The organism is Microlunatus sp. GCM10028923 (assembly GCF_042666975.1).
GTDB lineage: Bacteria > Actinomycetota > Actinomycetes > Propionibacteriales > Propionibacteriaceae > Microlunatus.
This window is the reverse complement of sequence record NZ_JBHTFF010000022.1, coordinates 110344-135300: the sequence shown is the minus strand read 5'-3', so window position 1 is coordinate 135300 and position 24957 is coordinate 110344. Positions and strand designations below refer to the sequence as shown.

General features: G+C 71.0%; 21 protein-coding genes. 9 read left to right on the top strand and 12 right to left on the bottom strand.

What is annotated here, in order from left to right:
• Nucleotides 1-161: 161 nt before the first annotated feature.
• Nucleotides 162-1193, bottom strand: a complete 1032-nt coding sequence (locus ACFQU4_RS35805; RefSeq protein ID WP_377501547.1) for a LacI family DNA-binding transcriptional regulator — start codon at nucleotides 1191-1193, stop codon at nucleotides 162-164.
• 213 nt (nucleotides 1194-1406) lie between these two features.
• Between ACFQU4_RS35805 and acs the strand changes: the two genes are divergently transcribed.
• The 4 genes from acs to ACFQU4_RS35785 all read left to right on the top strand — a co-directional run bounded on the left by acs (nucleotide 1407) and on the right by ACFQU4_RS35785 (nucleotide 6164).
• Nucleotides 1407-3392 (top strand): acetate--CoA ligase, encoded by a 1986-nt coding sequence (acs, locus tag ACFQU4_RS35800; RefSeq protein WP_377501545.1) that lies wholly within the window; start codon nucleotides 1407-1409, stop codon nucleotides 3390-3392.
• Between the two features lie 94 nt (nucleotides 3393-3486).
• Nucleotides 3487-4275: a hypothetical protein gene (locus ACFQU4_RS35795; RefSeq protein ID WP_377501543.1), complete on the top strand. Its 789-nt coding sequence runs from the start codon at nucleotides 3487-3489 to the stop codon at nucleotides 4273-4275.
• 69 nt (nucleotides 4276-4344) lie between these two features.
• Complete coding sequence (gene nhaA / locus ACFQU4_RS35790; RefSeq protein WP_377501541.1) at nucleotides 4345-5568, top strand: Na+/H+ antiporter NhaA; 1224 nt, start codon at nucleotides 4345-4347, stop codon at nucleotides 5566-5568.
• Between the two features lie 143 nt (nucleotides 5569-5711).
• Nucleotides 5712-6164, top strand: coding sequence for a phage holin family protein (locus ACFQU4_RS35785; RefSeq protein ID WP_377501539.1), 453 nt, complete (start codon nucleotides 5712-5714; stop codon nucleotides 6162-6164).
• Here ACFQU4_RS35785 and ACFQU4_RS35780 read toward each other — a convergent pair.
• Together ACFQU4_RS35780 and ACFQU4_RS35775 are read right to left on the bottom strand one after the other, a co-directional pair.
• On the bottom strand, nucleotides 6139-6762 hold the full coding sequence (locus ACFQU4_RS35780; protein ID WP_377501537.1) for a TetR/AcrR family transcriptional regulator: 624 nt from the start codon (nucleotides 6760-6762) through the stop codon (nucleotides 6139-6141). The two genes, ACFQU4_RS35785 and ACFQU4_RS35780, sit on opposite strands and share 26 nt — an antisense overlap.
• The gene (locus ACFQU4_RS35775; protein ID WP_377501535.1) at nucleotides 6759-9176 is read right to left on the bottom strand and encodes a PEP/pyruvate-binding domain-containing protein; all 2418 of its coding nucleotides are present in this window, start codon (nucleotides 9174-9176) and stop codon (nucleotides 6759-6761) included. The genes ACFQU4_RS35780 and ACFQU4_RS35775 overlap by 4 nt, the downstream gene beginning before the upstream one ends.
• A gap of 51 nt (nucleotides 9177-9227) precedes the next feature.
• Between ACFQU4_RS35775 and ACFQU4_RS35770 the strand changes: the two genes are divergently transcribed.
• A complete protein-coding gene (locus ACFQU4_RS35770; RefSeq protein WP_377501533.1) occupies nucleotides 9228-10178 on the top strand; it encodes a GlxA family transcriptional regulator in 951 nt (316 codons plus the stop codon).
• A gap of 110 nt (nucleotides 10179-10288) precedes the next feature.
• Complete coding sequence (gene gap / locus ACFQU4_RS35765; RefSeq protein WP_377501531.1) at nucleotides 10289-11287, top strand: type I glyceraldehyde-3-phosphate dehydrogenase; 999 nt, start codon at nucleotides 10289-10291, stop codon at nucleotides 11285-11287.
• A 92-nt stretch (nucleotides 11288-11379) separates the two neighbouring features.
• Here gap and ACFQU4_RS35760 read toward each other — a convergent pair whose 3' ends face one another.
• From ACFQU4_RS35760 to nth, 4 genes are all read right to left on the bottom strand, one after another.
• The gene (locus tag ACFQU4_RS35760) at nucleotides 11380-13092 is read right to left on the bottom strand and encodes an alpha-glucosidase (RefSeq protein WP_377501529.1); all 1713 of its coding nucleotides are present in this window, start codon (nucleotides 13090-13092) and stop codon (nucleotides 11380-11382) included.
• On the bottom strand, nucleotides 13089-13736 hold the full coding sequence (locus tag ACFQU4_RS35755; protein ID WP_377501527.1) for a metal-dependent phosphohydrolase: 648 nt from the start codon (nucleotides 13734-13736) through the stop codon (nucleotides 13089-13091). Before ACFQU4_RS35755 ends, ACFQU4_RS35760 begins: the two co-directional genes overlap by 4 nt.
• Nucleotides 13726-14340, bottom strand: coding sequence for an NUDIX hydrolase (locus ACFQU4_RS35750; protein WP_377501561.1), 615 nt, complete (start codon nucleotides 14338-14340; stop codon nucleotides 13726-13728). The genes ACFQU4_RS35755 and ACFQU4_RS35750 overlap by 11 nt, the downstream gene beginning before the upstream one ends.
• Nucleotides 14341-14416: 76 nt before the next feature.
• Nucleotides 14417-15148: an endonuclease III gene (gene nth, locus ACFQU4_RS35745; RefSeq protein ID WP_377501525.1), complete on the bottom strand. Its 732-nt coding sequence runs from the start codon at nucleotides 15146-15148 to the stop codon at nucleotides 14417-14419.
• Between the two features lie 144 nt (nucleotides 15149-15292).
• Between nth and ACFQU4_RS35740 the strand changes: the two genes are divergently transcribed.
• Entirely contained in the window at nucleotides 15293-15970 is a 678-nt protein-coding gene (locus tag ACFQU4_RS35740; protein WP_312879041.1) for a Crp/Fnr family transcriptional regulator, read from the top strand.
• Nucleotides 15971-16052: 82 nt separating this feature from the next.
• Entirely contained in the window at nucleotides 16053-16997 is a 945-nt protein-coding gene (locus tag ACFQU4_RS35735) for an NAD(P)H-binding protein (RefSeq protein ID WP_377501522.1), read from the top strand.
• A 24-nt stretch (nucleotides 16998-17021) separates the two neighbouring features.
• Here ACFQU4_RS35735 and ACFQU4_RS35730 read toward each other — a convergent pair whose 3' ends face one another.
• From ACFQU4_RS35730 to ACFQU4_RS35715, 4 genes are all read right to left on the bottom strand, one after another.
• A complete protein-coding gene (locus ACFQU4_RS35730; RefSeq protein WP_377501520.1) occupies nucleotides 17022-18482 on the bottom strand; it encodes a sulfatase in 1461 nt (486 codons plus the stop codon).
• Nucleotides 18483-18491: 9 nt separating this feature from the next.
• Nucleotides 18492-19196, bottom strand: a complete 705-nt coding sequence (locus tag ACFQU4_RS35725) for a FadR/GntR family transcriptional regulator (RefSeq protein WP_377501518.1) — start codon at nucleotides 19194-19196, stop codon at nucleotides 18492-18494.
• A 41-nt stretch (nucleotides 19197-19237) separates the two neighbouring features.
• The gene (locus tag ACFQU4_RS35720) at nucleotides 19238-21139 is read right to left on the bottom strand and encodes an exo-alpha-sialidase (protein WP_377501516.1); all 1902 of its coding nucleotides are present in this window, start codon (nucleotides 21137-21139) and stop codon (nucleotides 19238-19240) included.
• A 92-nt stretch (nucleotides 21140-21231) separates the two neighbouring features.
• Nucleotides 21232-22587, bottom strand: a complete 1356-nt coding sequence (locus ACFQU4_RS35715; RefSeq protein ID WP_377501514.1) for a PLP-dependent aminotransferase family protein — start codon at nucleotides 22585-22587, stop codon at nucleotides 21232-21234.
• 67 nt (nucleotides 22588-22654) lie between these two features.
• Between ACFQU4_RS35715 and ACFQU4_RS35710 the strand changes: the two genes are divergently transcribed.
• The gene (locus ACFQU4_RS35710) at nucleotides 22655-23638 is read left to right on the top strand and encodes a DMT family transporter (RefSeq protein ID WP_377501511.1); all 984 of its coding nucleotides are present in this window, start codon (nucleotides 22655-22657) and stop codon (nucleotides 23636-23638) included.
• Here the strand turns inward: ACFQU4_RS35710 and ACFQU4_RS35705 are convergent.
• Nucleotides 23577-24956 carry a trypsin-like peptidase domain-containing protein gene (locus ACFQU4_RS35705; protein WP_377501509.1) on the bottom strand — a complete coding sequence of 460 codons (1380 nt, stop codon included), beginning with the start codon at nucleotides 24954-24956 and terminating at the stop codon, nucleotides 23577-23579. The genes ACFQU4_RS35710 and ACFQU4_RS35705 overlap by 62 nt on opposite strands.
• Between the last annotated feature and the right edge of the window lies 1 nt (nucleotide 24957).

Sequence of the window (24957 nt, the reverse complement as noted above, 5' to 3'; positions counted from 1 at the left end):
GGCAGCAAGCACCGCACGCGACGACAGGCCGACAGATCCAGTCAAAGGCAAACCAGACCAGGCACAAGTCGGGTCAGACCCACCGCCGCGAACGGCACTTGACGATCCTCACAGACACAAGTGCAGCAACACGCTGGCAGAACGCCTGCTTTTGTGCCCGGTCAGCGGGGTTTGGTGGGGGGCGGGGCGGAGGATTTTCGGACGACGAGTTGTGGGATCAGGCTCTCGCCGGACACCGTCGAGGGGGCCGCGGCCGGATCGCTGAGCAGGCGGGCAACACAGCGGCGGCCGAGCTCGGCGAAGTCCTGCCGGACCGTGGTCAGCGGGGGCCAGAAGTGGCGGGCCTCGGGTACGTCGTCGAAGCCGACCACGCTGACGTCGCCGGGCACGTCCCAGCCGGCGTCGCGGAAGGCATGGATCACGCCGAGGGCCATCTGGTCGTTGGACGCGAAGACCGCGGTCAGGTCGCCCTGCCAGGCCAGCTGCTCGCCGGCCCGGTAGCCGAAGTCGGCGGTCCAGTCGCCGAGGATCGGCGCAGTCGCGGACAGATCGGCGTCGGACAGCTCGAGCAGGAAGCCCTGCATCCGGGCGTCGGCCTCCAGCCACTCCTGCGGGCCGGCCAGGTGGTAGATGTCGCGGTGGCCGAGCTCGATCAGGTGCCGGGTCGCCGCCCGGGCGCCGGCCAGCTGGTCGACGAACACCTCGTGCGGGTCGTCCTTGGACCGCGATTGCAGCAGGACGTACGGCAGATCGAGGGCCAGCTCGTCCAGCGCGTGCAGGACCCGCTGCTGCGGGGCGATGATGACGATCCCGTCCACCTGGTAGTCGGCCTGCGCGGAGAGCGCGGCGCGGATCTCCTCAGGCTCGGAGCTGATCAGGTTCGTCGTGTTGACCAGGTAGCCGACCCGGCGGGCCGCCTCCTCGATGCCGACCACCGCCGCACCCGGACCGTACTGGCTGCGCTGCGAGGCGACCACGCCGATCGTGCCGGAGCGGCGGGTGCCGAGCGCCCGGGCGATCCGGTTCGGCCGGTAGTGCAGCTGCTCGATCGCCTCCTCGACCTTGCGGCGGGTTTCGGGACGGAGGCTCGGGTGATTATTGATCACCCGCGATACGGTCTGGTGGGACACACCGGCCAGCCGGGCCACGTCGCGGATGCTGGCCGGCTGCTCACGCTGACCCGAGGCGGTCAACGATTCCCCGAACGCTCGATGTGACCGATCACATGATCACTATAGGGCCGGTGCCCCGAGCGCGGCGATCGGCCGATCACCCGGGCCAACCCCAGCCGCTCTCCGATTTGGGCCGATCAAATCCTGAATTTAGGTGCGTACCGAATTCACGCAGGGCGCGTGCGACATTAGGCTGGTGCCGGCCGGAGCATCAATGAGGAGAGTGAGCCACAAGTGAGCGAGCCGCAACACAGCGAGGCGCAAAACAACGAGAGTTTGGCGAACCTGCTGCACGAGGACCGCCGATTCCCGCCGCCGGAGGAGCTTGCCGCCGCCGCCAACGTGACGGCCGAGACCTACGCCGCGGCCGAGGCCGATGGCGACGGTTTCTGGGCCGAGCAGGCGAAGCGGATCAGCTGGGCGCAGGAGCCGACCCAGGTGCTGGACTGGAGCAACCCGCCGTTCGCGAAGTGGTTCGCCGACGGCACCCTGAACGCCGCGTACAACTGCTGCGACCGGCACGTCGAGGCCGGCCTCGGCGACCGGGTCGCGTTCCACTTCGAGGGCGAGCCGGGTGACACCCGGACGATCACGTACGCCGAACTCACCACCGAGGTGAAGAAGGCGGCCAACGCGCTGCTCGAGCTCGGCGTCAAGGCCGGCGACCGGGTCGCGCTCTATCTGCCGATGATCCCGGAGACCGTGTTCGCGATGCTGGCCTGCGCCCGGATCGGCGCGCCGCACACGGTCGTCTTCGGCGGCTTCTCCGCCGACGCGCTGGCGTCCCGGATCCAGGACTGCGGCGTGGAGGTCGTGATCACGGCCGACGGCGGTTACCGCCGGGGCGCGCCGTCGCCGCTGAAGCCCGCGGTCGACGAGGCGCTCAAGTCCTGCCCCGAGGTCCGCTCCGTCGTCGTGATCAAGCGGACCGGCCAGGAGACGGCGATGGCCGACGGCCGCGACGTCTGGTGGGACGACATCGTCGGCAAGCAGTCCGAGGAGCACACCGCCGAGGCGTTCCCGGCCGAGCACCCGCTCTACATCATGTACACCTCGGGCAGCACCGGTAAGCCGAAGGGCATCCTGCACACGACCGGCGGCTACCTGGTCGGCTGCTCGTACACGCAGTGGGCGACCTTCGACCTCAAGCCGGAGACCGACGTCTACTGGACCGCGGCCGACATCGGCTGGGTGACCGGCCACTCCTACATCGTGTATGGGCCGCTCTCCAACGCCACCACGTCGATCTTGTACGAGGGCACGCCGGACACCCCGCACAAGGGTCGCTGGTGGGAGATCATCGAGAAGTACAAGGCGAGCATCCTGTACTGCGCGCCGACCGCGATCCGCACGTTCATGAAGTGGGGCGCGGACATCCCGGCGAAGGCCGATCTCTCCTCGCTGCGCATCCTCGGGTCGGTCGGTGAGCCGATCAACCCGGAGGCGTACGTCTGGTACCGGGAGCACATCGGCGGCGACAAGACCCCCGTGGTCGACACCTGGTGGCAGACCGAGACCGGCATGCACATGATCTCGCCGATGCCCGGCGTGACCAGCGGCAAGCCGGGTGCGGCGATGAAGGCCGTACCGGGAGTCAGCGTCGACGTGGTCAACGACGAGGGTCAGCCGGTCGGCGACGGCGAGGGCGGCTACCTGGTGATCACCAAGCCGTGGCCGGCCATGCTGCGCACCCTCTGGGGTGATGATCAGCGCTACGTGGACACGTACTGGTCCCGCTTCGAGGGCAAGTACTTCGCCGGTGACGGCGCGAAGAAGGACGAGGACGGCGATCTCTGGCTGCTCGGCCGGGTGGACGACGTGATGAACGTGTCCGGCCACCGGCTGTCCACCACCGAGATCGAGTCGGCTCTGGTGTCGCACCCGAGCGTGGCCGAGGCGGCCGTCGTCGGCGCCACCGACGCGACCACCGGTCAGGCGATCGTGGCGTTCGTGATCTTGCGCGGCGATGCCACCAACGGCGGCGAAGATCAGGTCACCGAGCTGCGTAACCATGTGGCCAAGGAGATCGGGCCGATCGCCAAGCCGCGGCAGATCATGGTCGTCGAGGAACTGCCGAAGACCCGGTCCGGCAAGATCATGCGGCGGCTGCTGCGTGACATCGCCGAGAACCGTGAACTCGGCGACGTCACGACGCTGACCGACTCGACGGTGATGGATTTGATCAAGACCAACCTGGCCACGGCGCCCAGCGAGGACTGATCGTCGGACGCCCACCGCTGCCATCGGGCAGCGGTGGGCGCCGAGAACCGGCTGATCTAGAGTGGCCTGCGATCACGACCACGCAGGAGATCTGATGGATTCGGCCGGCCCCGACCGGGGACAGCGTCGCGCGCTCCGGATCGCCTTGATCATTCTGGTCCCGATCATCGTCCTCGCCGGGTTGAGTCTGTTCACGTTCGGCGTGGACGACCTCCGGCTGCTGCAGGTCCGCGGACTCAGCGGCGTGGCCGGCGCCGACGACCGCGACCGCCTGATCCGGCTGGAGCCGGACGTCACCACGGGGCAGGCGCGAGCCGCGTACGACCGCGCCCTGGGCCTGCCGGAGGGCTGGAGTCTCAGCCTCGGCCTCGCCCGGCTGCCGGTCTCCCGGGCGGACCGGGATCACCAGCGGGCGACCGGGATGAGCCCGCCGATCGACGCCCTGCTCGCGTACGGCGCGCTGGACGATCCGCGGATCGAGGAGATCATGATCTCCGGCGAGCGGACCGCGGAGTTCCGGACCGGCGCGGAGCCGATCGCCCTGCTCCGCGACCTGCTCCCGGTGATCACCACCGAGGGCCGGTCCCGGTCCTTGATCGACAGCCTGACCCTGCCCGGGACGGTGACCGTGACCCTGGCAGCGGCCGCCCTGGCCGAAGCCGACCGGACCGACGCCTTCCTGGCCGCCGCAGCCGACCTGCCGGCGCTGCGGTCGATCGCCCTCGGCGACCGGGCCGAGGTCGTCCTGGTCGCGAACTCCGAGGCGGAGCTCGCCGCCACCTGCCGGGCGGCCGCCCGGACGCTGTCCGCTCACCGGGTCCGCGCCGAGCTCAGGATCGAACTCGCCCGGGGCAACCTGGACAGCGCCGCACGGTCGTGCTGACGTAAGGTAGCCCGCAGGTGTGCCGGGAAGTCTGGTCGGCGATTCTGCTATCGACCCCGGGAGTCTTCTGTGATCGCTCGTCGCCCACGGCTGGTGTTGTTCGGGCGGACGAGTGACGCCGACGCTCGCTCCGTCGCCGACGTCCTACGCCAGGAAACGGCCGGAGGGGCGCTGATCCTGGTCGCGGCCGCGGTCGCGCTGATCTGGGCGAATCTCGGCCCGGAGAGCTATCAGGCCATCCTGCACGTCAAGCTCGGGCCGCTCGACCTGCACCACTGGGTGGCCGACGGACTGCTGACGATCTTCTTCTTCGTGGCCGGACTGGAGCTGAAACGGGAGTTCACGGTCGGCACCCTGTCCCGGCCGGCGAACGCACTGCTGCCGATCGTTGCCGCGGTCTGCGGGATGGCCTTCCCTGCGATGATCTACCTGGCCATCAACGTCCTCGCGCCCGGCGGCCGGCCGGAGGGCTGGGCGATCCCGATGGCGACCGACATCGCGTTCGCGCTGGCCATCCTCGCCGTCGTGGCGCCCGGGCTGCCGGCCAGCCTGCGGGCGTTCCTGCTCACCCTGGCGATCGTCGATGATCTTGGTGCGATCCTGGTGATCGCGGTCGCGTTCACCGCGGAAGTGCAGCCGCTCTGGCTGCTCGGTGTGGCCGGCTGTGCGGTGCTGTGGGCGCTGCTGCAGTGGCGTCGGGTCCGCGGCTGGTACCTCTATCTGCCGATCGGCCTGCTCTGCTGGTGGCTCACCCTGTCCAGCGGCGTGCACGCCACGATCAGCGGAGTCCTGCTCGGCCTGCTGACCCGGGCCCGGGAGCGCGACGACGATCTCGCCGGCGACGCCGGCACCCCGGTGGACCGTTGGGAGCACCTGTGGCGGCCGGTCTCGGCCGGGGTCGCGGTGCCCCTGTTCGCCTTGTTCTCGGCCGGTGTCGCGCTCTCCCCCGAAGTCCTGCGGACCATGATCACCGAGCCCGCGGTGATCGGCATCGTGGCCGGCCTGGTGGTCGGCAAGGTGCTCGGGGTGATCGGCGGTGCCGCGATCACCGCCCGGTTCACCCGGGCCGAGCTGGCGCCGGACCTGAAGTGGTCCGAGGTGTTCTCGGTGTCGATCTTGGCCGGCGTCGGCTTCACCGTGTCGCTGTTGATCTCCGATCTCGCCTTCGGCGACGACGCGGCGATGGCCGACCAGGCCAAGGCGGCCGTCCTGATCGGGTCTCTGCTGGCCGCCGGCCTGGCCGCGATCTCCCTGCGTCGCCGTACCTCGGCGCGGCGACGAGCCGAAAGCTGACCTCGCCCGGCCGGACCGGCCACACCGCGGCGAGCGGTTCCGTTAGGCTCCCGCAGGAAGAGCAGTGCCGGTCCGCTCGCGGAGCGTGCGGGGGATCTGAAGGGGGTCGTCCCCCTTCACCAGTGATTCGAGAGGAGCAGATCATGGCAGAACCAGCGGTGGGCGACATCGTCAAGAGCATCACCGAAGACGTCAAGGTCCTGATCCAGGGCGAGGTCGAGCTGGCCAAGCGGGAACTCTCCGAGTCGGCCAAGCGGGGTGGTATCGGCGCCGGAATGTTCGGTGCGGCCGGCTATTTCGTGATCAACGCGCTGACGCTGCTCTACGTCGCCGCGGCGCTCGGCCTGTGGGCGCTGACCGGGATCCACGTCGCGCTCTGTTTCCTGATCGTCGCCGGCGTGCTGTTGCTGATCGCCGCCATCCTCGGCCTGATCGGCTACACCTCGGTCAAGAAGATCAAGCCGCCGGAGGCGACCATCGCCGAGGCGAACAAGTCGATCGACGGCGTCAAGGCGGCCGCCGAGCGCGGGCTCGCCGCCGTCAAGACCCCGCTGCCCGAGCGCACCGCGATCAAGGCCGGGCCGGACTTCCGCTGACCGGCTGCACCCCTTCCGTCACCGGTACGGTCAGCAGCGGCAGCACCACCTCGTCCACCAGGGCGGCCACCTCGAACGGCCGGCCGTCCAGCAGGATCCGGTAGCGCAGGATCGCCGGGCCGGCCTCCACCCGCTGATCCGTGATCGCCGCCGGATCGATCTCGCCGCGAGCGGCCGCCCGCATGATGATGGTGCGGAGCAGCCGCAGCCCGCCGTTGCGCGAGTACCCCCGCACCCGCGCGTGCTGCTCCCGGTCGCCGAGGGATTCGGCCCAGAGCCCGCGCAGGGCGACGCCGACCGGGCCGGCCAGTTCACCGACGAACCGCTCGAAGAGCATGATCAGATCCGACCGCAGCGAGCCCGTGTCGATCATGGAGTCGTCGGCGGGCAGCCGGGAGTAGATCGCGTCCATGATCATCTCGACCCGGGTCGGCCAGCGCCGGTAGAGCGACGCCTTGCCGGTCCGGGCCCGCTGGGCCACGGTCTCCATGGTCACCGCGGCGTAGCCGTGCTCGGCCAGCTCGGCCAGCACCGCGTCGTGGATCGCGCTGAGAAGTTGATCACCGCGGCGGCGCGGCTCGGTCCGATGGTCGGTCACGTGCCGTCCTCGGCCGCGGTCACCGTGCCCGTCGACCCGTCGACCCGGATCCGTTGCCCGGTACGCAGGCGCCGGGTCCCGTCGCCGGTGCCCATCACCGCCGGCAGGCCGTACTCGCGGGCGACGATCGCGGCATGCGAACCGACGCCGCCGGTGTCGGCCACCACCGCGATCGCGCTCTGGAACAGCGGGGTCCAGGACGGATTCGTGTACGGGCAGACCAGCACCTCGCCCGGCCGCATGGTGCTGAACTCGGCCGGCGTCGTGATCACCCGGGCCGGGCCGGTGGCCACCCCGGCCCCCGCCGGCATGCCGGTGACGAGCGCGTCCTCGACCGTCGTCCCGCCGGCGAAGGTGGTGGCCCGGTTGATCATGGGCACCGAGGCCAGCCGGTCCCGGGTGACCGCCCGCTGCCGGACCAGCCGGGCCACCCGGTCCCGCTCGGCATCGGTCAGCCGAGCCGGTTCGTCGAGCGGTTCCAGTTCCTCGAGCCGCAGGTGGAAGACGTCGAACGGTTCCTGCAGCACGCCGGCCTCGTGCAGCCGGCGGCCGAGCTCCATCAGGCAGCGCCGGAGCACCGGCGCCGGCCGGGTCAGCAGATCGTGCGAGTCCTCCCGGAAGGCCATCCCGGCCTGGGCCCCCTCGATCGCCCGGCGCATCGCCTCCCGCCGCCGCGGATCGGCCAGGCTGCGCTTGCCGTACACGGCCTGTTCGGCCTCGGCACTCCGGCTGGCCGGCGCGGCCGCGGATCCGTTCGCGACCAGGGCCTGGAGCATGCCGAGCGGCACCTCCGGCTCGTCGATCCAGGTCGGCGTCGAGACCAGCACCGGACTGCTGGTCTCCCGGTGGCCGTAGTCGGCGACCAGCCGCTCGAAGTCCGCGGCCAGGTCGGCCAGGTCGGCCAGGGCGGGGTCGGTGCGCAGCCGTACCAGCAGGTCGGCGGTGCTCAGGTCCGTGAACAGCTGTGCCGCCTCGGGCTGCTGCCGTACCGAAGCGGCGAACGTCGCCAGCCGCTCGTTCATGATCGACGTCACGGTCTCGGCCCCCGCCATCAGGGCACCGAGCAGCTTGGTCTCGCGGATCAGCGCCAGCCGGAACCGGAGCCGGAGCAGCGCCATCCCGATCCCGGGCAGGAAGTCGGCCCGGAGCGACTCACCGAGCTCGGCGACCCGGAACAGGTCCCGCGGCCGGCGCACCAGGTCCCGCCAGCTCAGCGCGGCCGGATCGCCGGCCAGGTCGGCCAGCCGGCGTTCGAACTGCGACACCCGCGGATCCTGGCGCCAGCGCCGCGGATCGAACCGGTTGACCCGCATCAGCATCGACGGCAGCGCGATCAGCAGGCGCGCCGTCGGGCGCGGCGTCGGCGGCCGGAACTGGACGACCACGCCGTCGGTCTCCGGCAGGACGTCGGCCAGGTCGATCGCGAAGCCCTGGGCCGAGATCAGGTTCAGCATCATCCCGGCCGGCCCGTACGGCAGCCAGGTGGTGACGTCCAGCGGGTACGGCCGCTCGGTGAAGTAGTCGGTCGCCGCGGACACCGCGAACCGCTGCACCTTGTTGGCCCGTACGGGCTCGGGCAGCGCCGTCATCGGCCGGGCCTGGAGCAGCCGGACCTTGCCGTCGGCGATCGCCCACTCGATGTCCTGCGGGCCGCCGAACAGGTCCCGGACCGCGCCGCCCAGCTCGGTCAGCCGGGCCAGCCGGCCGGGATCGAGCAGCGGCTCACCATCGCCGCCGGACCGGAACTCGAGCCGGGCGCCGGTCGGGTCGACCAGATAGTGATCGGGCGTCACCTCGCCGGAGACCAGCGCCTCGCCGAGCCCGGACACGGCGTCGATCATGAACCGCTCCCGGTCGCCGGTCACCGGGTCCGCGGTGAACATGACCCCGGCCAGCTCGGCCGGCACCATCGCCTGGACGACGACGGCGATCGCGACCTCGTCCGGCTCGATGCCGAGCCGCCGCCGGTAGGCGACCGCCCGGTCGGTCCACAGCGAGGCCCAGCAGCGGGCGACCGCGGCGAGCAGGTCGTCCCGGCCGACGTCGAGGTAGGTGTCCTGCTGGCCGGCGAACGCCGCGCCGGGCAGGTCCTCGGCCGTCGCGCTGGACCGCACCGCGACCGGCCCGCCGCCGAGCCGCTGGTAGGCCTGCCGGATCCGGTCGGCCAGCTCGGGCTCGATCGGCACCGTCTCGATCCGCGCACGCAGCTCGGCGGGTTCGGCGGTGAGGTCGAGGCCGGCGACCTGGCTGCGGTACGCGGCCGTGGTGATCACGAACCCGTCCGGCACCGGGAAGCCCGCCGCCGCCAGCCGGCCGAGGTTCGCACCCTTGCCGCCGAGCTCGTCCAGCGAGGTGCCGGCCTCGGCGAGACTGCCGGTGACCAGGACCGGCGTCGACTCCATTAGAGAACTCATAGTTCTCTAACTGTATCGCGGCGGTTCACCGATCCGCCAGACTGGGGGATCGTGAGTGGCCCCCGCAATCACCAGATCGCCGTGCTCGTGCTCGAGGGTGCGAAGCCGCTCGATGTCGGCATCCCGGCGCAGGTGTTCTCGAACCGGCCGACCATGCCGTACGAGGTGCAGGTGTGCGGGGCGGCGCCCGGGCTGGTGACCGGCGGCGACGGGCTCTCGTACCACGTGGCCGAGGGGTTGGCCGCCCTCGACCGGGCCGACACGATCTTCGTTCCGGGCTACCGGACGCCCGCGGACACGGACCCGCCGGCCGTGGTCGTCGATGCCCTCAAGGCGGCGCACGCCCGCGGCGCCCGGCTCGCCGCGATCTCGACCGGGGCGTTCGCGCTGGCCGGGACCGGGCTGCTCGACGGCAAGCGGGCGACGACGCACTGGCACTACACGAAGGCGCTGCGGGACCGGCACCCGAGGATCCGGGTGGACGAGAACGTGCTGTTCGTCGACGAGGGCACCGTGCTCACCTCCGCCGGGGCGGCCTCCGGCATCGACCTGTGCCTGCACCTGGTCCGGCGGGACCACGGCGTCGGCCTCTCCAACGACGTGGCCCGGCGGCTGGTCGCGGCGCCGTACCGCAGCGGTGGGCAGGCGCAATATGTGCCGCGGAGCGTGCCCGAACCGCTCGGCGACCTGTTCGCCGGCACCCGCGAGTGGGCCCTCGGGCACCTCGCCGAGCCGCTGACCCTGGAGGCACTGGCCCGCAACGCCCGGGTCTCGGCGCGCACCTTCTCGCGGCGGTTCGTCGAGGACACCGGCTACACGCCGATGCAGTGGGTGCTCCGGGCCCGGGTCGACCTGGCCCGCGAACTCCTGGAACGCAGCGACCTGACCGTCGAGCAGATCGCGCACCGGGTCGGCCTCGGCACCGCGTCCAACCTGCGGCTGCACTTCCACCGGATCCTCGGTACCTCACCGACCGAATACCGGCACACCTTCTCGGCCTGACCCTGCTGGCGAGATCCTTGCGCTGAGTGGCGAAAGGTCCGGCTTGATCCTTGCGTACGGTGTCGTTCGAGCCACTTTCGAGCCCGTACGTGAGCGCAGACCATGAAGTCATGACACGCATCGCCATCAACGGCTTCGGCCGGATCGGCCGCAATACGCTCCGCGGCCTGCTCGAACGAGACACCAAACTTGAGGTCGTCGCGGTCAACGACCTGACCGCGCCGGACGCGCTGGCCCACCTGCTCAAGTACGACAGCTCACTCGGCCGCCTCGGCGTCCCGGTCGAGGTGGACGGCTCGGACCTGATCGTCGACGGCCAGCGGATCACGGTGCTCGCCGAACGCGAACCAGGCAAGCTCCCCTGGGCGGACCTCGGCGTCGAGCTGGTGCTCGAGGTGACCGGCCGGTTCACCGCCGCCGACGCGGCCCGGGCCCACCTCGACGCCGGCGCCCGGAAGGTGCTGGTCGGCGCTCCGTCGGCCGGCGCGGACGTGACGCTCGCGTACGGCGTCAACACCGAGGCCTACGACCCGGACCGGCACGTGATCATCTCGAACGCGTCCTGCACCACCAACGCCCTAGCCCCGCTGGCCGCGGTGCTCGATGAGCTGGCCGGGATCGAGCACGGCTTCATGACCACCGTGCACGCGTACACCCAGGAGCAGAACCTGCAGGACGGCCCGCACCGCGACCCGCGCCGGGCCCGCGCCGCGGCGGTCAACATCGCCCCGACCACCACCGGCGCCGCGAAGGCGATCGGCCTGGTGCTGCCGAACCTCAACGGCAAGCTGTCCGGCGACTCGATCCGGGTCCCGGTGCCGGTCGGCTCCCTGGTCGAGTTGAACACCACGGTCGAGCGCGAGGTCAGCCGGGACGATGTCCTGGCCGCCTACCGGGCCGCGGCCGACGGCAAGCTCAAGGGCATCCTCGACTACTCCGAGGACCCGCTGGTCTCCAGCGACATCACCGGGCAGCCGGCCTCGGCGATCTTCGACAGCCTGCTCACCCGGGTCGACGGCAAGCACGTCAAGGTGGTCGCCTGGTACGACAACGAGTGGGGCTTCTCGAACCGCGTGATCGACACCCTGCAACTGCTGGCCCGCGGCTGACCGGGCACCCGCCCTGCCACTCTCGGGCCTGCCAGTTTTTCACGTTACGTGAAAAACTGGCGCTTCCCGCGAGATATAACTCGCGGGAAGCGCTAGGAAAGTTGGTGAGGTGGTGCGGGTGGGGCGAGGCGGAGGACCGCCGACTCCCACGGCCGCAGTTGGCCGGCCTCCGGCTCACCGTGAGTGCTGATCATGGTGGTCGTGCCGGTCCCGCCCGGCAGCCCCTCGGCCGGCAGCGGGGCCGGCACCGAGGAGCAGTTCGCGATCACCAGCAGTCGATCCTGGTCCAGGGTCCTGGTGAACGCCCAGAGTTGATCATGGTCGGGCAGCAGCAGCTCGAACCGGCCGTGCACGATCACCGGCTCGGCATGCCGAAGCATGATCAACTTCCGGTAGTAGTGGAACACCGAGTCGGGATCCGCCTCGGCGGCCAGCGCGTTGATGATCACGTGGTTCGGGTTGACGCCGATCCATGGCGTGCCGTCACTGAACCCGGCCTGCGGACTGTCGTCCCAGTGCATCGGCGCCCTGGCGTTGTCCCGGCTCCGGCCCGCCAGGGAACGCAGCAGCGCCTCCTCCGACAGTCCGCGGTCGAGGCCGTCGCGGTAGAAGTTCAGCGATTCAAGATCACGGTAGTGGCCGATCTCGGTGTACGCGGTGTTGGTCATGCCGAGTTCTTCGCCCTGATAGACGTACGGCGTGCCCTGGTGCAGGTGCAGCACCGTGGCCAGCGTCTTCGCCGACACCACCCGGTGCTCGGCCGAGTCGTCGCCGAACCGGGACACCACCCGCGGTTGATCATGGTTGTTCCAGTAGAGCGAGTTCCAGCCGACCCCGGCCAGCCCGTCCTGCCACCGCGCGAACGCCCGCTTCAGCAAGGGCAGCTCGACCTCGGCCAGGTCCCACTTCGCCCCGACCGCCTTCTGATCAAGGTCGAGATGGTCGAACGTGAAGACCATGCCGAGCTCCCGGCGGGCCGGGTCGGTCAGCCGCCGGGCCTGCTCGATCGTCACCCCCGCCGTCTCGCCGACGGTGATCAACTTCCGTTCGGTGAAGCCGACCTCGCGGTGCAGCTCGGCCAGGAACTGGTCCAGCCGGGGACCGTAGGCCACCAGATCCCACGGAATGCCGTACGAGGAGCCAGGCGGGGTCGGCCCGTCGGCGAACTCGTCCGCCTTGGCGATCAGGTTGATCGCGTCCAGCCGTAAGCCGTCGACTCCGCGGTCGGCCCACCAGCGCATCATCCGGTGCATGGCCTGCCGGACCCCGGGGTTCTCCCAATTCAGGTCGGGCTGTTTGGCGCCGTACAGATGCAGGTAGTACTCGCCGGACCGCTCGTCCAGGGTCCAGGCCGAACCGGAGAACACCGACGCCCAGTTGTACGGCGGCCCCCCGTCCGCGGCCGGCGGCCGCCACCAGTACCAGTCCCGCTTCGGCGAAGCCGGGTCCCGTGCCTCGACGAACCAGGGGTGCTCGTCGGAGGTGTGGTTGACCACCATGTCCAACATCAACTTCATGCCGCGCCGGTGCAGCCCGTCGATCAGCCGGTCAAGATCATCAAGGGTGCCGAACACCGGGTCGATCGCGTAGTAGTCGCTGATGTCGTAGCCGTTGTCGTCCTGCGGCGACGCGTACACCGGCGACAGCCAGACCACGTCCACCCCGAGCCGGTGCAGGTAGTCCAGCCGGTCCACGATGCCCGGCAGATCGCCGATCCCGTCGCCGTCGCTGTCGGCGAACGACCGCGGATAGATCTGGTAGACGACCGCCGACCGCCACCATTCCCGCTCCGCGGCAGCGGTCACGCGTCGTCGGGTTCGGGCAGCCCGAGGCGCTGCCGCAGCTCGGCGCGCTCGGCGTCAAGATTGGCCCGGGCCTGCACGACCAGCTTGCGGCCGCGACCGGTCCGGAACAGCTGCGTCGCGGCCAGTTCGTCCAGGATCTCCAGCCGGGCGGACCAGAACCGCTCGTCGTCGACCGCCGCGTACTCCTCCCGGACCGCGGCCACGTAGCGCGCGTACTCCTCCGGGGTGCCGCCCAGCACGACGAGATCGGCATCGCAGAGCAGCTCGCCGTCAGCGTCGCCCGGACCCACCTGATGGGTCGTGGTGAGCCGGACCAGCCGGGCCACCTGGTTGATGTCCTCGATCTCCAGCCCGGCCGGCTGCAGCCGCCGGACGACGAGCCGGGCCGAGGCCTCCTCGTTGGTCAGCTCGCGCTCCGGGATTTCGTACACGGCGTCGTGGAACCAGCCCGCCAGCCGGACCAGGAACAGGTCATGATCACTGGTGGCGAACCGGTCGATCGCCTCCAGCACGGCCAGCAGATGATCTTGACCGTGGTAGTGCCGGTGCGGCTCCGCGTACCTCTTGATCAACTCCTCGCCCAGCTCCGGCTGCCGGGGCAGCACCTGCTCCCAGCGGGTGCGCAGCTCGTCCTCAATGAGCATTGTTTTCTCCTGAAGTGTCGCGGCGGTCGGTCAGGTAGCGCTCCGGAATCTCGACGGAACGGGACTCGTCCCAGGGCCGGGACCAGCCTCCGAGGTCGAGAACCCCTTCGACGAAATGGGCGGTCAGTCCCCAGATCAGCCAGTCGTCGATCAGGAACGCCGGGCCGGTGTAGCCGGACGGATGCCTCACCCGGGCCCGGTTCCGCGGGTCGGTCAGTTCGGCGACCGGGATCATCCGGACCGTCTCCACCTCGCGCGGGTCGACCGCGGCGACCGGGCTCGGCGCATGCCACCAGCCGGCCACGGCCGCGACGTCGAACCCGCTGACCGCGACGTGCGCGGCCGGCGACACGCCGAGCACGGTGACGCCGGACCGGTCCAGGCCGACCTCCTCCTCGGCCTCCCGCAGCGCCGCCGCGACCAGATCCACGTCCTGCGGCTCGACACCGCCGCCCGGGAACGCGATCTGGCCGGCGTGGTGCCGCAGCTGTCGGGACCGTTCCAGGAACAGGATCGCCGGGCCGTCCAGGCCGACCTCGATCAAGATCAACACCGCGGCCTTGCGACCGCCGCGCCCCGGGCGCAGGCCGAGGGTGCCGTCCAGCCGGTCCTGGTCGGTCAGCCCTTCAGCCAGCCGTGCCAGTTCCGGTGGCGGCGCCACGCCGGCCTCGGGACAGGATTCAGCCACGGGGCTCGCGGATCAGCTTGGCCGCCTTCTTCGGATCGGTCTCGCCCTCCCCGAAGGCCGGGCACCAGCGGGCGATCGGGCAGGCACCGCAGGCCGGGTTGCGGGCGTGACAGCGCCGCCGGCCGTGCCAGATGACGTTGTGCGACAGCTGGGTCCAGTCCGCCTTCGGGAACAGCGCGCCGATCTCGGCCTCGGCCTTGACCGGGTCCGTCTCCCGGGTCCAGCCGAACCGGCGGATCAGCCGGCCGAAGTGGGTGTCCACGGTGATCCCCGGCACCCCGAACGCGTTACCGAGGACGACGTTCGCCGTCTTCCGGCCGACGCCGGGCAGCGTGACCAGGTCCTCCAGCCGGCCCGGCACCTCGCCGTCGAACCGCTCGACCAGCGCCGCGCCCAGCTTCAGCAGCGAGTCGGTCTTGGCCCGGAAGAAGCCAGTCGGCTGCAGCAGCGTCTCCAGCTCGACCCGGTCCGCTGCCGCGTACGCCGCGGCGTCCGGATAGCGCGCGAAGACGGTCGGCGTCACCTGGTTGACCCGCCGGTCGGTGGACTGCGCGGACAGGATCGTCGCGACCAGCAGTTCCAACGGGTTCCGGAAGTCCAGCTCGCAGTGCGCATCCGGGTACGTCTCCGCCAGTGCCCGGTTGATCGTCCGGGCCCGCCGCACCAGCGCCGTACGGCTCCGATCCCGCGACGACGGCAACTCCTCCGCCACCTCAATCACCATGCGACCGCTCCATGGCAGGCAACCCTACGCGGCGGCACTGACGGCCGTGCTGAGAGAGTGACCGTGAGAAGGTGACGGAAAGTCCCAATCCGAGGCTTGAACGGTAGCCTTGGGCCCGGTAACTGGTTCTGAGCAGGAGGACGAGTGGATCCAGAGGTCTTGAAGCAGGCGCCGTTGTTCGCCGAACTCGACGACGAGGCCGCCGGCACCCTCGCTGCCGCCATGGGCACGATCAAGCTCAACAAGGGCGACGTGCTGTTCCACGAGGGCGACACCGAAGACCGCCTCTACGTCGTTGTCAGTGGCAAGATCAAGCTCGGCCGGAGCGGGTCCGCCGGCCGGGAGAATCTGCTCGCCGTCCTCGGCCCCGGCCAGATGTTCGGCGAGTTGTCGGTGTTCGACCCCGGCCCCAGATCGAGTACGGCCTCCGCGGTGACCCCGTGCGAGCTCAGGGTGCTCGAGCACGACGAGCTGACCCAGTGGCTGACCGGCCGGCCGGAGGTGGCCCGCGGGCTGCTCGGCCAGCTGGCCTCCAGGCTCCGCCGGGCCAACGAGAACGCGGCCGACCTGGTCTTCTCCGATGTGCCCGGCCGCGTCGCCAAGGCGCTGCTGGACCTGGCCAAGCGGTTCGGCGACCAGCGCGACGAGGGCATCCACGTCCACCACGACCTCACCCAGGAGGAGTTGGCGCAGCTCGTCGGCGCCTCCCGGGAGACGGTGAACAAGGCCCTGGCCGACTTCGCCGCCCGTGGCTGGATCCGCCTGGAGCCCCGCTCGGTCACCCTGATTGACGTCGAACGCGTCGAGCGCCGCGCTCGCTGATAGGCTCGCCGACCTCGGATCCGCACCCGCCCGTTCGCCGGGCGGCGCAAGATCTCCACGCTTCACCTTGGAGGGTCTTGCCATGCGTCCACGCACACCGGAAACTCGTCGGCTGCACCTGTTGACCGCCGTCGGGGCTCGGAAGGCGGCCGGCAGCAGTCCGACCGGCATCGTCGGCCGGCACCTCGCTCGGCAGCTACTCGCTGCCGGAGATCGGGTACGGGTGCTCGCCGAGCCCGGTCAGCTGGACGGCTGGCCCGCCGGTGCGGAGGTCGTCGAGGGGTCGATCACCCGGCCCCGGGAGAGCGCGGAGAGCTTCACCGGCGTGACCTGCGTGTTCCTGGCCGGCGCCGTACCCGCGACGGTGGGCGACGTCCTGGACCTGGCCAAGGACGCCGGAGCGCGGCGAATCGTCGTGCTCTCGTCCCACGGGCCGGAGTACGAGGAGGCTTATCCGCCCGAGACCTGGTTCTGGCTGGCCATCGAGCGCGCCGTGGAACGTTCCGGGTTGGCCTGGACGCACCTTCGACCGTCGGCCGTGATGGGGGCGGCGATCGAAGGCACCTATCCCGCCACCGGATCGGACTGGTCGGAGACGATCAGGACCGAGTCGACCGTGCGGGAAGCCTTCCTGAACGAGGGCCACTATCCCTTCATCCATGAGGCGGACCTTGCCGCGGTCGCCGTCGCCGCACTGCGGAACGAGGGTCATCCCGGGGCGGTCCTGGAAGCCGTCGGACTGCCGATCAGCACCCGGTCGCGCGTGGCGAGCATCGCCCGTGCCATCGCTCGACCACTGACCGCCACCGAGGTGTCGCCCGACACCAGCCGGACCACCTGGCGGCAGCGCGGCTGGCCCGACGACGGGATCGACGTCACGCTGTACGCGCTCGAGGAGTACGGCGCCCGGCTGGACGAACTCACCCGCTGGACCCTGGATCAGCGCCCCTCGGTCCGCGACTTGATCGGCCGCCCGCTCCGCGACTTCGACAGCTGGGCCGCCGAGCACGCCGACCACTTCCGCTGACCCGCGGACCGCCCGACTCCTCCGTCACCAGACGTCGTCGCGGACCGGCAGCGGGTCCACGGTCCCGGCCATCCGATCCACCATCCGCTGCAGCATCCGCGCCTTGACCTCGAGGTAGGCGGGGTCGGACCACCGATTCACGACCTCGCCGGGGTCCGCCACGAGGTCGTACAGCTCTCCGTCGGCGCCGCCGTGCTGCACCACGAGCTTGTGCTCGGCGGTACGCACCATGGTCAGGTACGCCCGCTCGCCGTGATGATCTTGCAGCGAGTTGTAGTACTCGGCGTAAACGTCGTGCCGCCCGGAACCATGATCGTTGATCATGGGCAGCAGGGACCGGCCCTGGATCCCGGGCTCCGGGTCGGCACCGGTCAGTTCGAGCAGGGTGGGAGCCAGGTCGACCAGTTCGACCAGGTCCTCGATCCGCCGTCCGGACGGCAGTCCGTGCGGCCAGTTCATGATCAACGGGACCCGGATCGCCGGGTCGTAGAAGTACGGGCCCTTGAGATAGAGACCATGATCACCGAGCAGTTCGCCGTGGTCGGCGTGGAAGATCACGATCGTGTCGTCCCGCTGACCGGTCCGCTCCAGCGTGTCGAGGATCCGGCCGATCCGGCGATCGAGCAGATCGATCATGGCCCAGTAGGCGGCCCGCATCACCCGGTGTTCGCGATCGGTCCGGCCCGGGTACGCGATCGGCCGCGCCCCGCGGTGGCTGCCGTCGTGGTGCCACCGCTGGACCTCCGGCTTGCTGTCCAGCTCGCCCGCGACGTAGGCCGGCAGCGGCAGCTCGTCCAGCCGGTCGAGGTAGCGATCGAGCAGCTCCTTCGGCGGATCGAACGGGTGGTGCGGGTCGTAGAAGTTGACCGACAGCAGCCACGGCTGGTCGAACCCGGCCATCGTCTCGATGAACTCACCGGCCGTCTCGGCACACCAGGTCGTGTGCTGGTGCTCCTCGGCGACCCCGTACTGGACCTCGGGCGTGTCCGGGTGCGGCGTCCGGATGAACTCGACACCGCGGGCCCGCAGCCAGTTGGTGTAGGCGTTGTTCGGCCAGTCCATCGCGGCCTGGTTGGCGTTCGGCGGCGGCTGGTGCGACCAGCTGAACCAGCTGTAGCCGTCGTCGATCCGCCGCTCCACCGGACGGTCGGGCCGGGGATGCGCGGCCCCGACATGCAGCTTGCCGACCAGGCCGCAGGTGTAGCCGTCGTCGGCCAGGATCCGCGGCACCAGCCGCTCGTCGGCCGGGATCGTCTGGCCGTTCTGGCGGGCCCGGGTGGTCCGCGGATAGCGACCGGTCAGGAAGCTGGCCCGGGACGGCGTGCAGACCGGGCTCTGGGCGTACGCATGATCGAACTGCACCCCGCCGGCGGCCAGCCGGTCCAGGTGGGGCGTGTCGACGTACGGGTTGCCGTAGGCGCCGAGGCTGTCGTACCGCTGCTGGTCGGAGCAGAGCCAGAGGATGTTCGGCCGTCGATCGGTCACCGGTCTAGGTCACTCGCCCTTCGGTTGGCCGGCCGGGTCCGCGCGCGGCGCCGCGAGGGGCTCCAGCCGTTGTCGGATGTGGGCGAAGTGGGCGACCATCGCCGCCGAGCTGCCCCGGCCCGCCCGCAGCGCATCGACGATGTCCTGGTGCACCCGGGCCGGGTGCGCGGCCCGCTCGCCGGGCAGCGAACCGTACAGCCGGTTGAACAGTTCCCAGAAGGTGTCGATCAGGGACGACACCAGCGCGTTCTCCAGCGGCCGGTAGAGCCGAGCATGGAAGGCCTTGTCGATCTCGCCGAGCGACCCGCCGTCGCGTTCCCGGTCGGCCATCTGGTCCACCAGTGCCTGGAGCTCTTCAAGATCAACTTCCTCCAGACGGTCGGCGACCTTCTCGATCAGGCCCTCCTCGAGCGCCTCCCGGACGACCAGCACCTCGTGCAGCGAGGCTCCCCCGATCGCCACCCGGTACGGCAGCTGCTCCAGGATCGGGCGGAACGAGAACTCGCTGACGAACAGCCCGCGACCGGAGATCGCCTCGATCACCCCCAGCGACTGCAGGCTCCGGGTCGCCTCCCGCAGCGAGATCCGGCTGATCCCGAGGTTCTCCGCCAGCTTGGCCTCGGAGGGCAGCGGGTCGCCCGGGCGCAGCTCGTGATCATCGATGAACTCGCGCAACCGCGCCTGCGCCGACCGGAAGGTGTCTCCATGCTTCATGAGGCCATGGCTAGCTGCTGGCTCACTTCGGGTCAAGCTGCTCACCGGCGCCGGACCAGGTTCAGCGGCAGATGGGCGACGACGGCGTCGCTGTTGACGGTGTTCGCCTCGACGAGCGTGGTGATCTGCTCGGCGGTCAGCGCCTCGCGGAGGATCCAGACCTCGTCCATCGCGCCGACGAAGGGCCAGTTGATTCCGTCGACGCGGGCCCCGATCCGGACCCCGGCGGGCGCGTCCGTCGACACCGATCCCGGCACCGGCCCGGCGGTCCCGGCCCGGCTGCCGTCCAGGTAGAGCACGGTCTCGCCGGTGTCGCGGACCAGCGCGACGTGGTGCCAGGCGTCGTCGGCGAAGTCGCCCGGCGCGCTCACGATGCGGGCCGTGACGGTGTCGTCCAGGACCGCGCGGAGCTGCTCACCCTCGAGGGCGATCCGCCACTTCGCCCGCTCGGCCGCCGAAGAGTGTGCCCAGAACAGGGCCTGGCCGCCGCCCCGGAAGCCGGTCCGGAACCAGGCCGCCACCGTGAACGGGCTGTCGGCGAGTGCCAGGGCGTCGGTCTTGGCGAACTCCACGTAGTCGCCGGCGAACCGGAGGGCGCGACCGAAGACGCCGGGGACATCGGCCGGCTGCCCGCTCACGATGGCGTGGTTCCCCTGCCCGGACTCGTCCGGCGTGATCAACGGCGGCGGCATCCGTACGTCGAGCGTCTCGACCGGCACCCGGGCGAAGCTGATCCGCTGGTGGTACGCCAGCCCAGGGGGCACGATCTCCTCGAGCCGCTCGCCGTTCTCGTACAGCGACCCGATCAGGGCCGCGCCGCCCTGCCGGCCGAGCACCACCAGGTCCGAGTAGCCGGCTGGCCCGTCGTAGGAGACCACCCCGGCGTTCCAGCTGCCGCCGTCGTCGAAGCTGGACCGCAGCGTCAGGTTCTCCCGCGCGATGTAGTGGCCGGGCCCGGAGAAGACGATCCGCTCGCGCCGGTCCAGCTCGGCCGGCAGCGCCAGCACCGAGCCCTGGACCTGCGCCGTGACGATGTCGGGGATCGGAACGTACGGACCGTCGAAGGTCTCGCCGCCGTCGCTGCTGGTCGCCGCGATCCGGTTGCCCGGGTTCAGCAGATGCGAGTTGCGCGCGTTGAAGTAGAGGGTCCCGTCGGCGAGCTCGGTCACCGCGTTCTCGTTGCCGACGGCGTCGCCGGTCTGGGTCGCGACGGCGCCCAGTCGCCAGCTGCGGCCGCCGTCGTCACTGAGGATGACGTGGCTGTTCTCGCGGGAGGTGCCGTTGTCGAGCAGGAAGCTGTGATTGCACGGAACGACGAGCCGGCCGGCGTGCGGTCCGTGCCGGAGGGCGATCGCATGCCCCGGTCCGGTGCCGAACCACTTCCACGTCACCGGCTTCACGTCGGCGGTGATCTCGGTCGGTTCGTACCAGGTCGCGCCGCTGTCGGTGCTGCGCTGGACCCAGACCCGGCGGGTTTCCTCGGCGGTCACCTCGCCGCGCCGGATCTGGCCCGCGTTGACGTGCCCGGCGTTGTGCGTGGTCAGCAGCACGACGTCGCCGGAGGCCGGGTCGACGACCGGGCTCGGGTTGCCGAACGTGTTCGGCCCGTTGTCCCCGACCACCTGCAGCGGGTCCCAGGTACGGCCGCCGTCGTGGGACCGCCGGAGCACGAGATCGATGTCGCCGGAGTCCGCGGCCGACAGCCGGCGGCCCTCCGCGAAGGCCAGCACCGTGCCGTCCGGCGCCTTGACCACCGCCGGGATCCGGTACGTGTGGTAGCCGTCCATCAGCGAGGCGAAGACCGGGACGGCCGTCACCTTGGGCCCGGTCGAAGCCGCGGCCGAGCCCGTCCCGAGGGAGACCGTGGCGCCGGTCGTCACCCCGATCCCGGTCAGGGCCGTCGCCGCGAGAAAGGAACGCCGGGTGGAGTCGTGCGGTGCCATGGGTCTCCTTCGTTGGATACCGTCAGATTGAGAGCTATATGCTAGCTTATAGCTGTCGTGCTGAGGTGCTCCAGCGATGGTCCGGAGGCTGGTCAGGCGGCGGCCGCGGCGAGGCCCGCCACGACTGCCGGGGCGATCGGCAGGGCGGCGCCGAGCACGATGCCGGGCGCTCCGTCGCCGAAGTAGCACGAGCTCAGCGTCTGGGCACGCAGTCCGGCCGCGGCCAGGTAGGCCATGGCCCGGGCTTCGGCCGCGAGCGACGGAAGCCTGATCACGAGGTGGAGTCCCGCCGCGTAGGAGTCCGACTCCACGGCGAACCGGTCCTGCAGCGCCGTCACCAGGGCCTGCCGGCGCTCCCCGTACACCTGGCGCAGGCGTCGGACCTGCCGCTGGTACTCGCCGCTGCCGATGAACTCGGCCAGCGCGGCCTGGTCGAACACCGAGGTGCCGAGGTCCGCGTTCCGCTTGGCGGCGACGAGTTCGTCGTACAGGTGCGGCGGCGGGACCAGCCAGCCGAGGCGCATCCCCGGAGCCAGCACCTTCGAGACCGAACCCAGCAGCGCCACCCGGTCCGGGGCCATCGCCTGCAGGACGCCGATCGGCAGCCCGTCGTAGCGGAGGTCGGCGTCGTAGTCGTCCTCGATCACCAGCCGGCCCGCGGCCCAGTCGAGCAACCGGCGCCGGCGGTGCGGCGCCATCGGCACCCCGAGCGGGTACTGGTGTGCCGGCGTCACCAGCACCGCGCCGGGCTCCTCGTCGCACCCGTCGATGTCGAGGCCGTCGCCGTCGGTCGGGACGGCGATCACCTCGGCCCCCAGACTGCGCAACGAGTCCCGGGCGCCGGGCGAGCCCGGGTCCTCCAGCCCGATCGGGCCGGCACCCCGCCGCCGCAGTACGGTCGCCAGCAGGGTGAGGCCCTGGGCGACCCCGCTGATGATCACCACCCGGTCCGGTTCGACGACGGCACCGCGGGTCAGCCGGAGCAGTTCGGCGACCCGTTCCCGCAGCACCGGGAGTCCCCGCGGATCGCCGTACCCAAGATCATCGGGGCGCAGCCGGACCGACCCGACCCGCATCGCCCGGAGCCAGGAAGCCCAAGGAAACAAGGCAGGATCGGGGGTGCCCGGGCTGGGCGGCGGGCGCAGGGCGACCTCGGGCCGTTCCGTCCGTACGGACTCGGCCCGCGGCGCCACCCGGCTGCCGCTGCGGTCCCGGGTGATCAGATAGCCCTCGGCGGCGAGCAGCTCCAGCGCCTCCGAGACGGGCCCGCGGGCGACTCCGAGCGCGGCCGCGACGGCCCGGCTGGACGGCAGCCGCAGGCCCGGCGGCAGCCGCCCGTCCCGGACGGCTTCGGCGACGCCCCGATACAGCCAGGCCCGGACACCGCGCCGCGGACGGGTGCCGAGCAGCAGGACGAGGTCCTCCGGGAGGATCGCTGATTCGGTCATCTGGCCCATAAAGCTAGGCCGAATCTGGACCTGGAACAAGATCCAGATGCTTTCTACCGTCGAGGCCATGTCACCACGGATCACCGGTTCGCTGCTCTGCGCGGCAGCCTGCGCCGCCGTCGGCGCGTCCATCTCGGTCACCAGCGCGATGCAGGACTTCCCGGTGTTCGGTGGGCAGGCGATCCGCTACCTCGCCACCGGGCTGATCCTGCTCGCCGCGCTGCAGCTCCGCCGGATCCCCTGGCTGCGCCCGTCGCCGACCGACCTGCTCCGGCTGCTCGCGCTGGCCGGCAGCGGCATGGTCGGCTTCAACCTGATCTTGATCCCGGCCACCCGGTACGCCAACCCGTCGCTGATCGGGGCCATCCTCGGCTGCGCACCCCTGCTGCTCGCGATCGCCGGTCCGCTGATCCAACGGCAGCGGCCCCGGCTCGGAGTGATCATCGCCGCCCTGGTGGTGCTGGCCGGCATCGTGATCATCGAGGGTGCCGGCGGCGGCTCGTTGCTCGGGACGGTGCTGGCGATCGGCGTGCTGCTCGGCGAGGTCGGCTTCTCGCTGCTCGCCGTCCCGCTGCTGCCGCGGTACGGGCCGCTCCGGGTGTCCTGCGCGGCCAGCCTGCTCAGCGCGCTGCTGCTGGCGATCATGGGCCTGGCGTTGATCATGGGACAGCTGGTGCCAGGCCCGTTCCTGCGGCTGCCGACGCCGACCGAGGCCGGAGCGTTGGCGATCATGGGGGTGCTGTTCACGCCGGGAGCCTTCGCCGCCTGGTACGCCGGTCTGCAGCGGCTCGGGCCGGCCACCGCGGGGCTGTGGATCGGCGTGACCCCGCTCGCCGCGACCGCCGTCTCGGTCGCGCTGGGCTGGGAGTCGGTCTCGCCCGCACTGATCATCGGCTCGCTGGTGATCGGCGGCGGGCTGACGGCAGGGCTCCTGGCCGGCCGGTCCGCTGTCGCGGCCGGTCGGCCAAGTTCGGAGCTCGACGCCGGGGTTACTGGGCCGAGCCCAGCGTCACCTGCGCCGTGTGGGTCTGCCCGTCGCGCTGGTACGTGATCTCGACGCTGGTCCCCGGCGCGTAGAACCGGATCGCCGCGATCAGGCCGTCCGCGCTGGTGACCCGGATGTCGTTGATCTTGGTCACCTGGTCACCGGCCTGCAGCCCGGCCCGGTCCGCGGCACTGCCCGACGCCACGGTCTCCAGCGGCACGCCGTCCGGATCCTCCGACTGCTGCTGGCTGCCCACTCCCGCAACGGTGACGCCGAGGCTGGCGTCGACCGAGCGGCCTTCCTTGATCAACTCGGCGGCGACCCGGGTGGCCACGTCGGACGGGATGGCGAAGCCGATCCCGATGCTGCCCGCCTCGCTGTCGTTCGAACCGGTGGCGATCGCGGAGTTGATCCCGACGACGGCCCCGTTCAGGTCGACCAGCGGCCCGCCGGAGTTGCCGTGGTTGATCGCGGCATCGGTCTGCAGGGCGAGGTAGACCGCCTCGCCGGTGTCGCCGGACCGGACCGGACGCGCCGTGTTGGACACGATCCCGCTGGTCACCGACTCCGACAGCCCGAGCGGGGCGCCGACCGCGACGACGGCCTGGCCGACCTTCACGTTCGAGGACGGGGAGAATGTCGCCGGCACCAGGCCCTCGACGCCGTCGACTTTGATCACCGCCAGGTCGTTGTTCGGCGAGGTGCCGATGACGGTGGCGTCGACCACGCGGCCGTCAGGCAGGGTGACCTGCACCGTGCCGCCCTTGCCGACGCTGGAGACGACATGATCATTGGTGAGGATGTGGCCCTCGCTGTCCAACACCACCCCGGTCCCGCCGACCGTGCCCTGCCGGGTCTGCACGTTGATCGTCACCACCGACTTGCTGATCTTCTCGGCCGCCGCGGTGATCGAGCCGTCCAGTTTCGGGCTGTCCGCCGCCGGCACCGTGCTGACCCGGATCGGGGAATTGATCGCCCCGCCGGCGGTCGCGGCGGCGTAACTACCGATGCCCGCACCGGCGCCGATCACGGCGGAGAGCATGGCCGCGACGAGCACCACGGCGGCCTTCGGCCGGGCCTTCTTCGGCGCGTAGGTGGTCACCGGCGGCACGTTCGGCGGCGCCGGGAAGTCGGCCGCCGTGGTGGGCGGGCCGGGCGGCTGGTAGCCGAACGGCGGCGTGTTCAGGTGGGTCGGCTGCGGACCCGGGTGCGGCGCGCCGGGCTGGCCGCTTCCGGCCTGGCCCGGGTTCTGCGGCTGGTGCTGATCATGATTCCGCGGGTACGCCTGGCTCTGGTCGGGAGTCTGGCTCTGATCGTGCTGGGGCGTTCCCCAGGGCTGAGCGGGTTGTCCCTGCGCTCCGCCGTCCTTGTCGTAGCTGTCCATG

Coding starts and splice junctions, on each gene's coding strand:
- ACFQU4_RS35720 (WP_377501516.1), bottom strand. CDS start 21,139: ATGGCACCGCACGACTCCACCCGGCGTTCCTTTCTCGCGGCGACGGCC.
- ACFQU4_RS35705 (WP_377501509.1), bottom strand. CDS start 24,956: ATGGACAGCTACGACAAGGACGGCGGAGCGCAGGGACAACCCGCTCAG.
- ACFQU4_RS35775 (WP_377501535.1), bottom strand. CDS start 9,176: ATGAGTTCTCTAATGGAGTCGACGCCGGTCCTGGTCACCGGCAGTCTC.
- ACFQU4_RS35795 (WP_377501543.1), top strand. CDS start 3,487: ATGGATTCGGCCGGCCCCGACCGGGGACAGCGTCGCGCGCTCCGGATC.
- ACFQU4_RS35735 (WP_377501522.1), top strand. CDS start 16,053: ATGCGTCCACGCACACCGGAAACTCGTCGGCTGCACCTGTTGACCGCC.
- ACFQU4_RS35715 (WP_377501514.1), bottom strand. CDS start 22,587: ATGACCGAATCAGCGATCCTCCCGGAGGACCTCGTCCTGCTGCTCGGC.
- gap (WP_377501531.1), top strand. CDS start 10,289: ATGACACGCATCGCCATCAACGGCTTCGGCCGGATCGGCCGCAATACG.
- ACFQU4_RS35755 (WP_377501527.1), bottom strand. CDS start 13,736: ATGCTCATTGAGGACGAGCTGCGCACCCGCTGGGAGCAGGTGCTGCCC.
- ACFQU4_RS35785 (WP_377501539.1), top strand. CDS start 5,712: ATGGCAGAACCAGCGGTGGGCGACATCGTCAAGAGCATCACCGAAGAC.
- ACFQU4_RS35710 (WP_377501511.1), top strand. CDS start 22,655: ATGTCACCACGGATCACCGGTTCGCTGCTCTGCGCGGCAGCCTGCGCC.
- ACFQU4_RS35725 (WP_377501518.1), bottom strand. CDS start 19,196: ATGAAGCATGGAGACACCTTCCGGTCGGCGCAGGCGCGGTTGCGCGAG.
- nth (WP_377501525.1), bottom strand. CDS start 15,148: ATGGTGATTGAGGTGGCGGAGGAGTTGCCGTCGTCGCGGGATCGGAGC.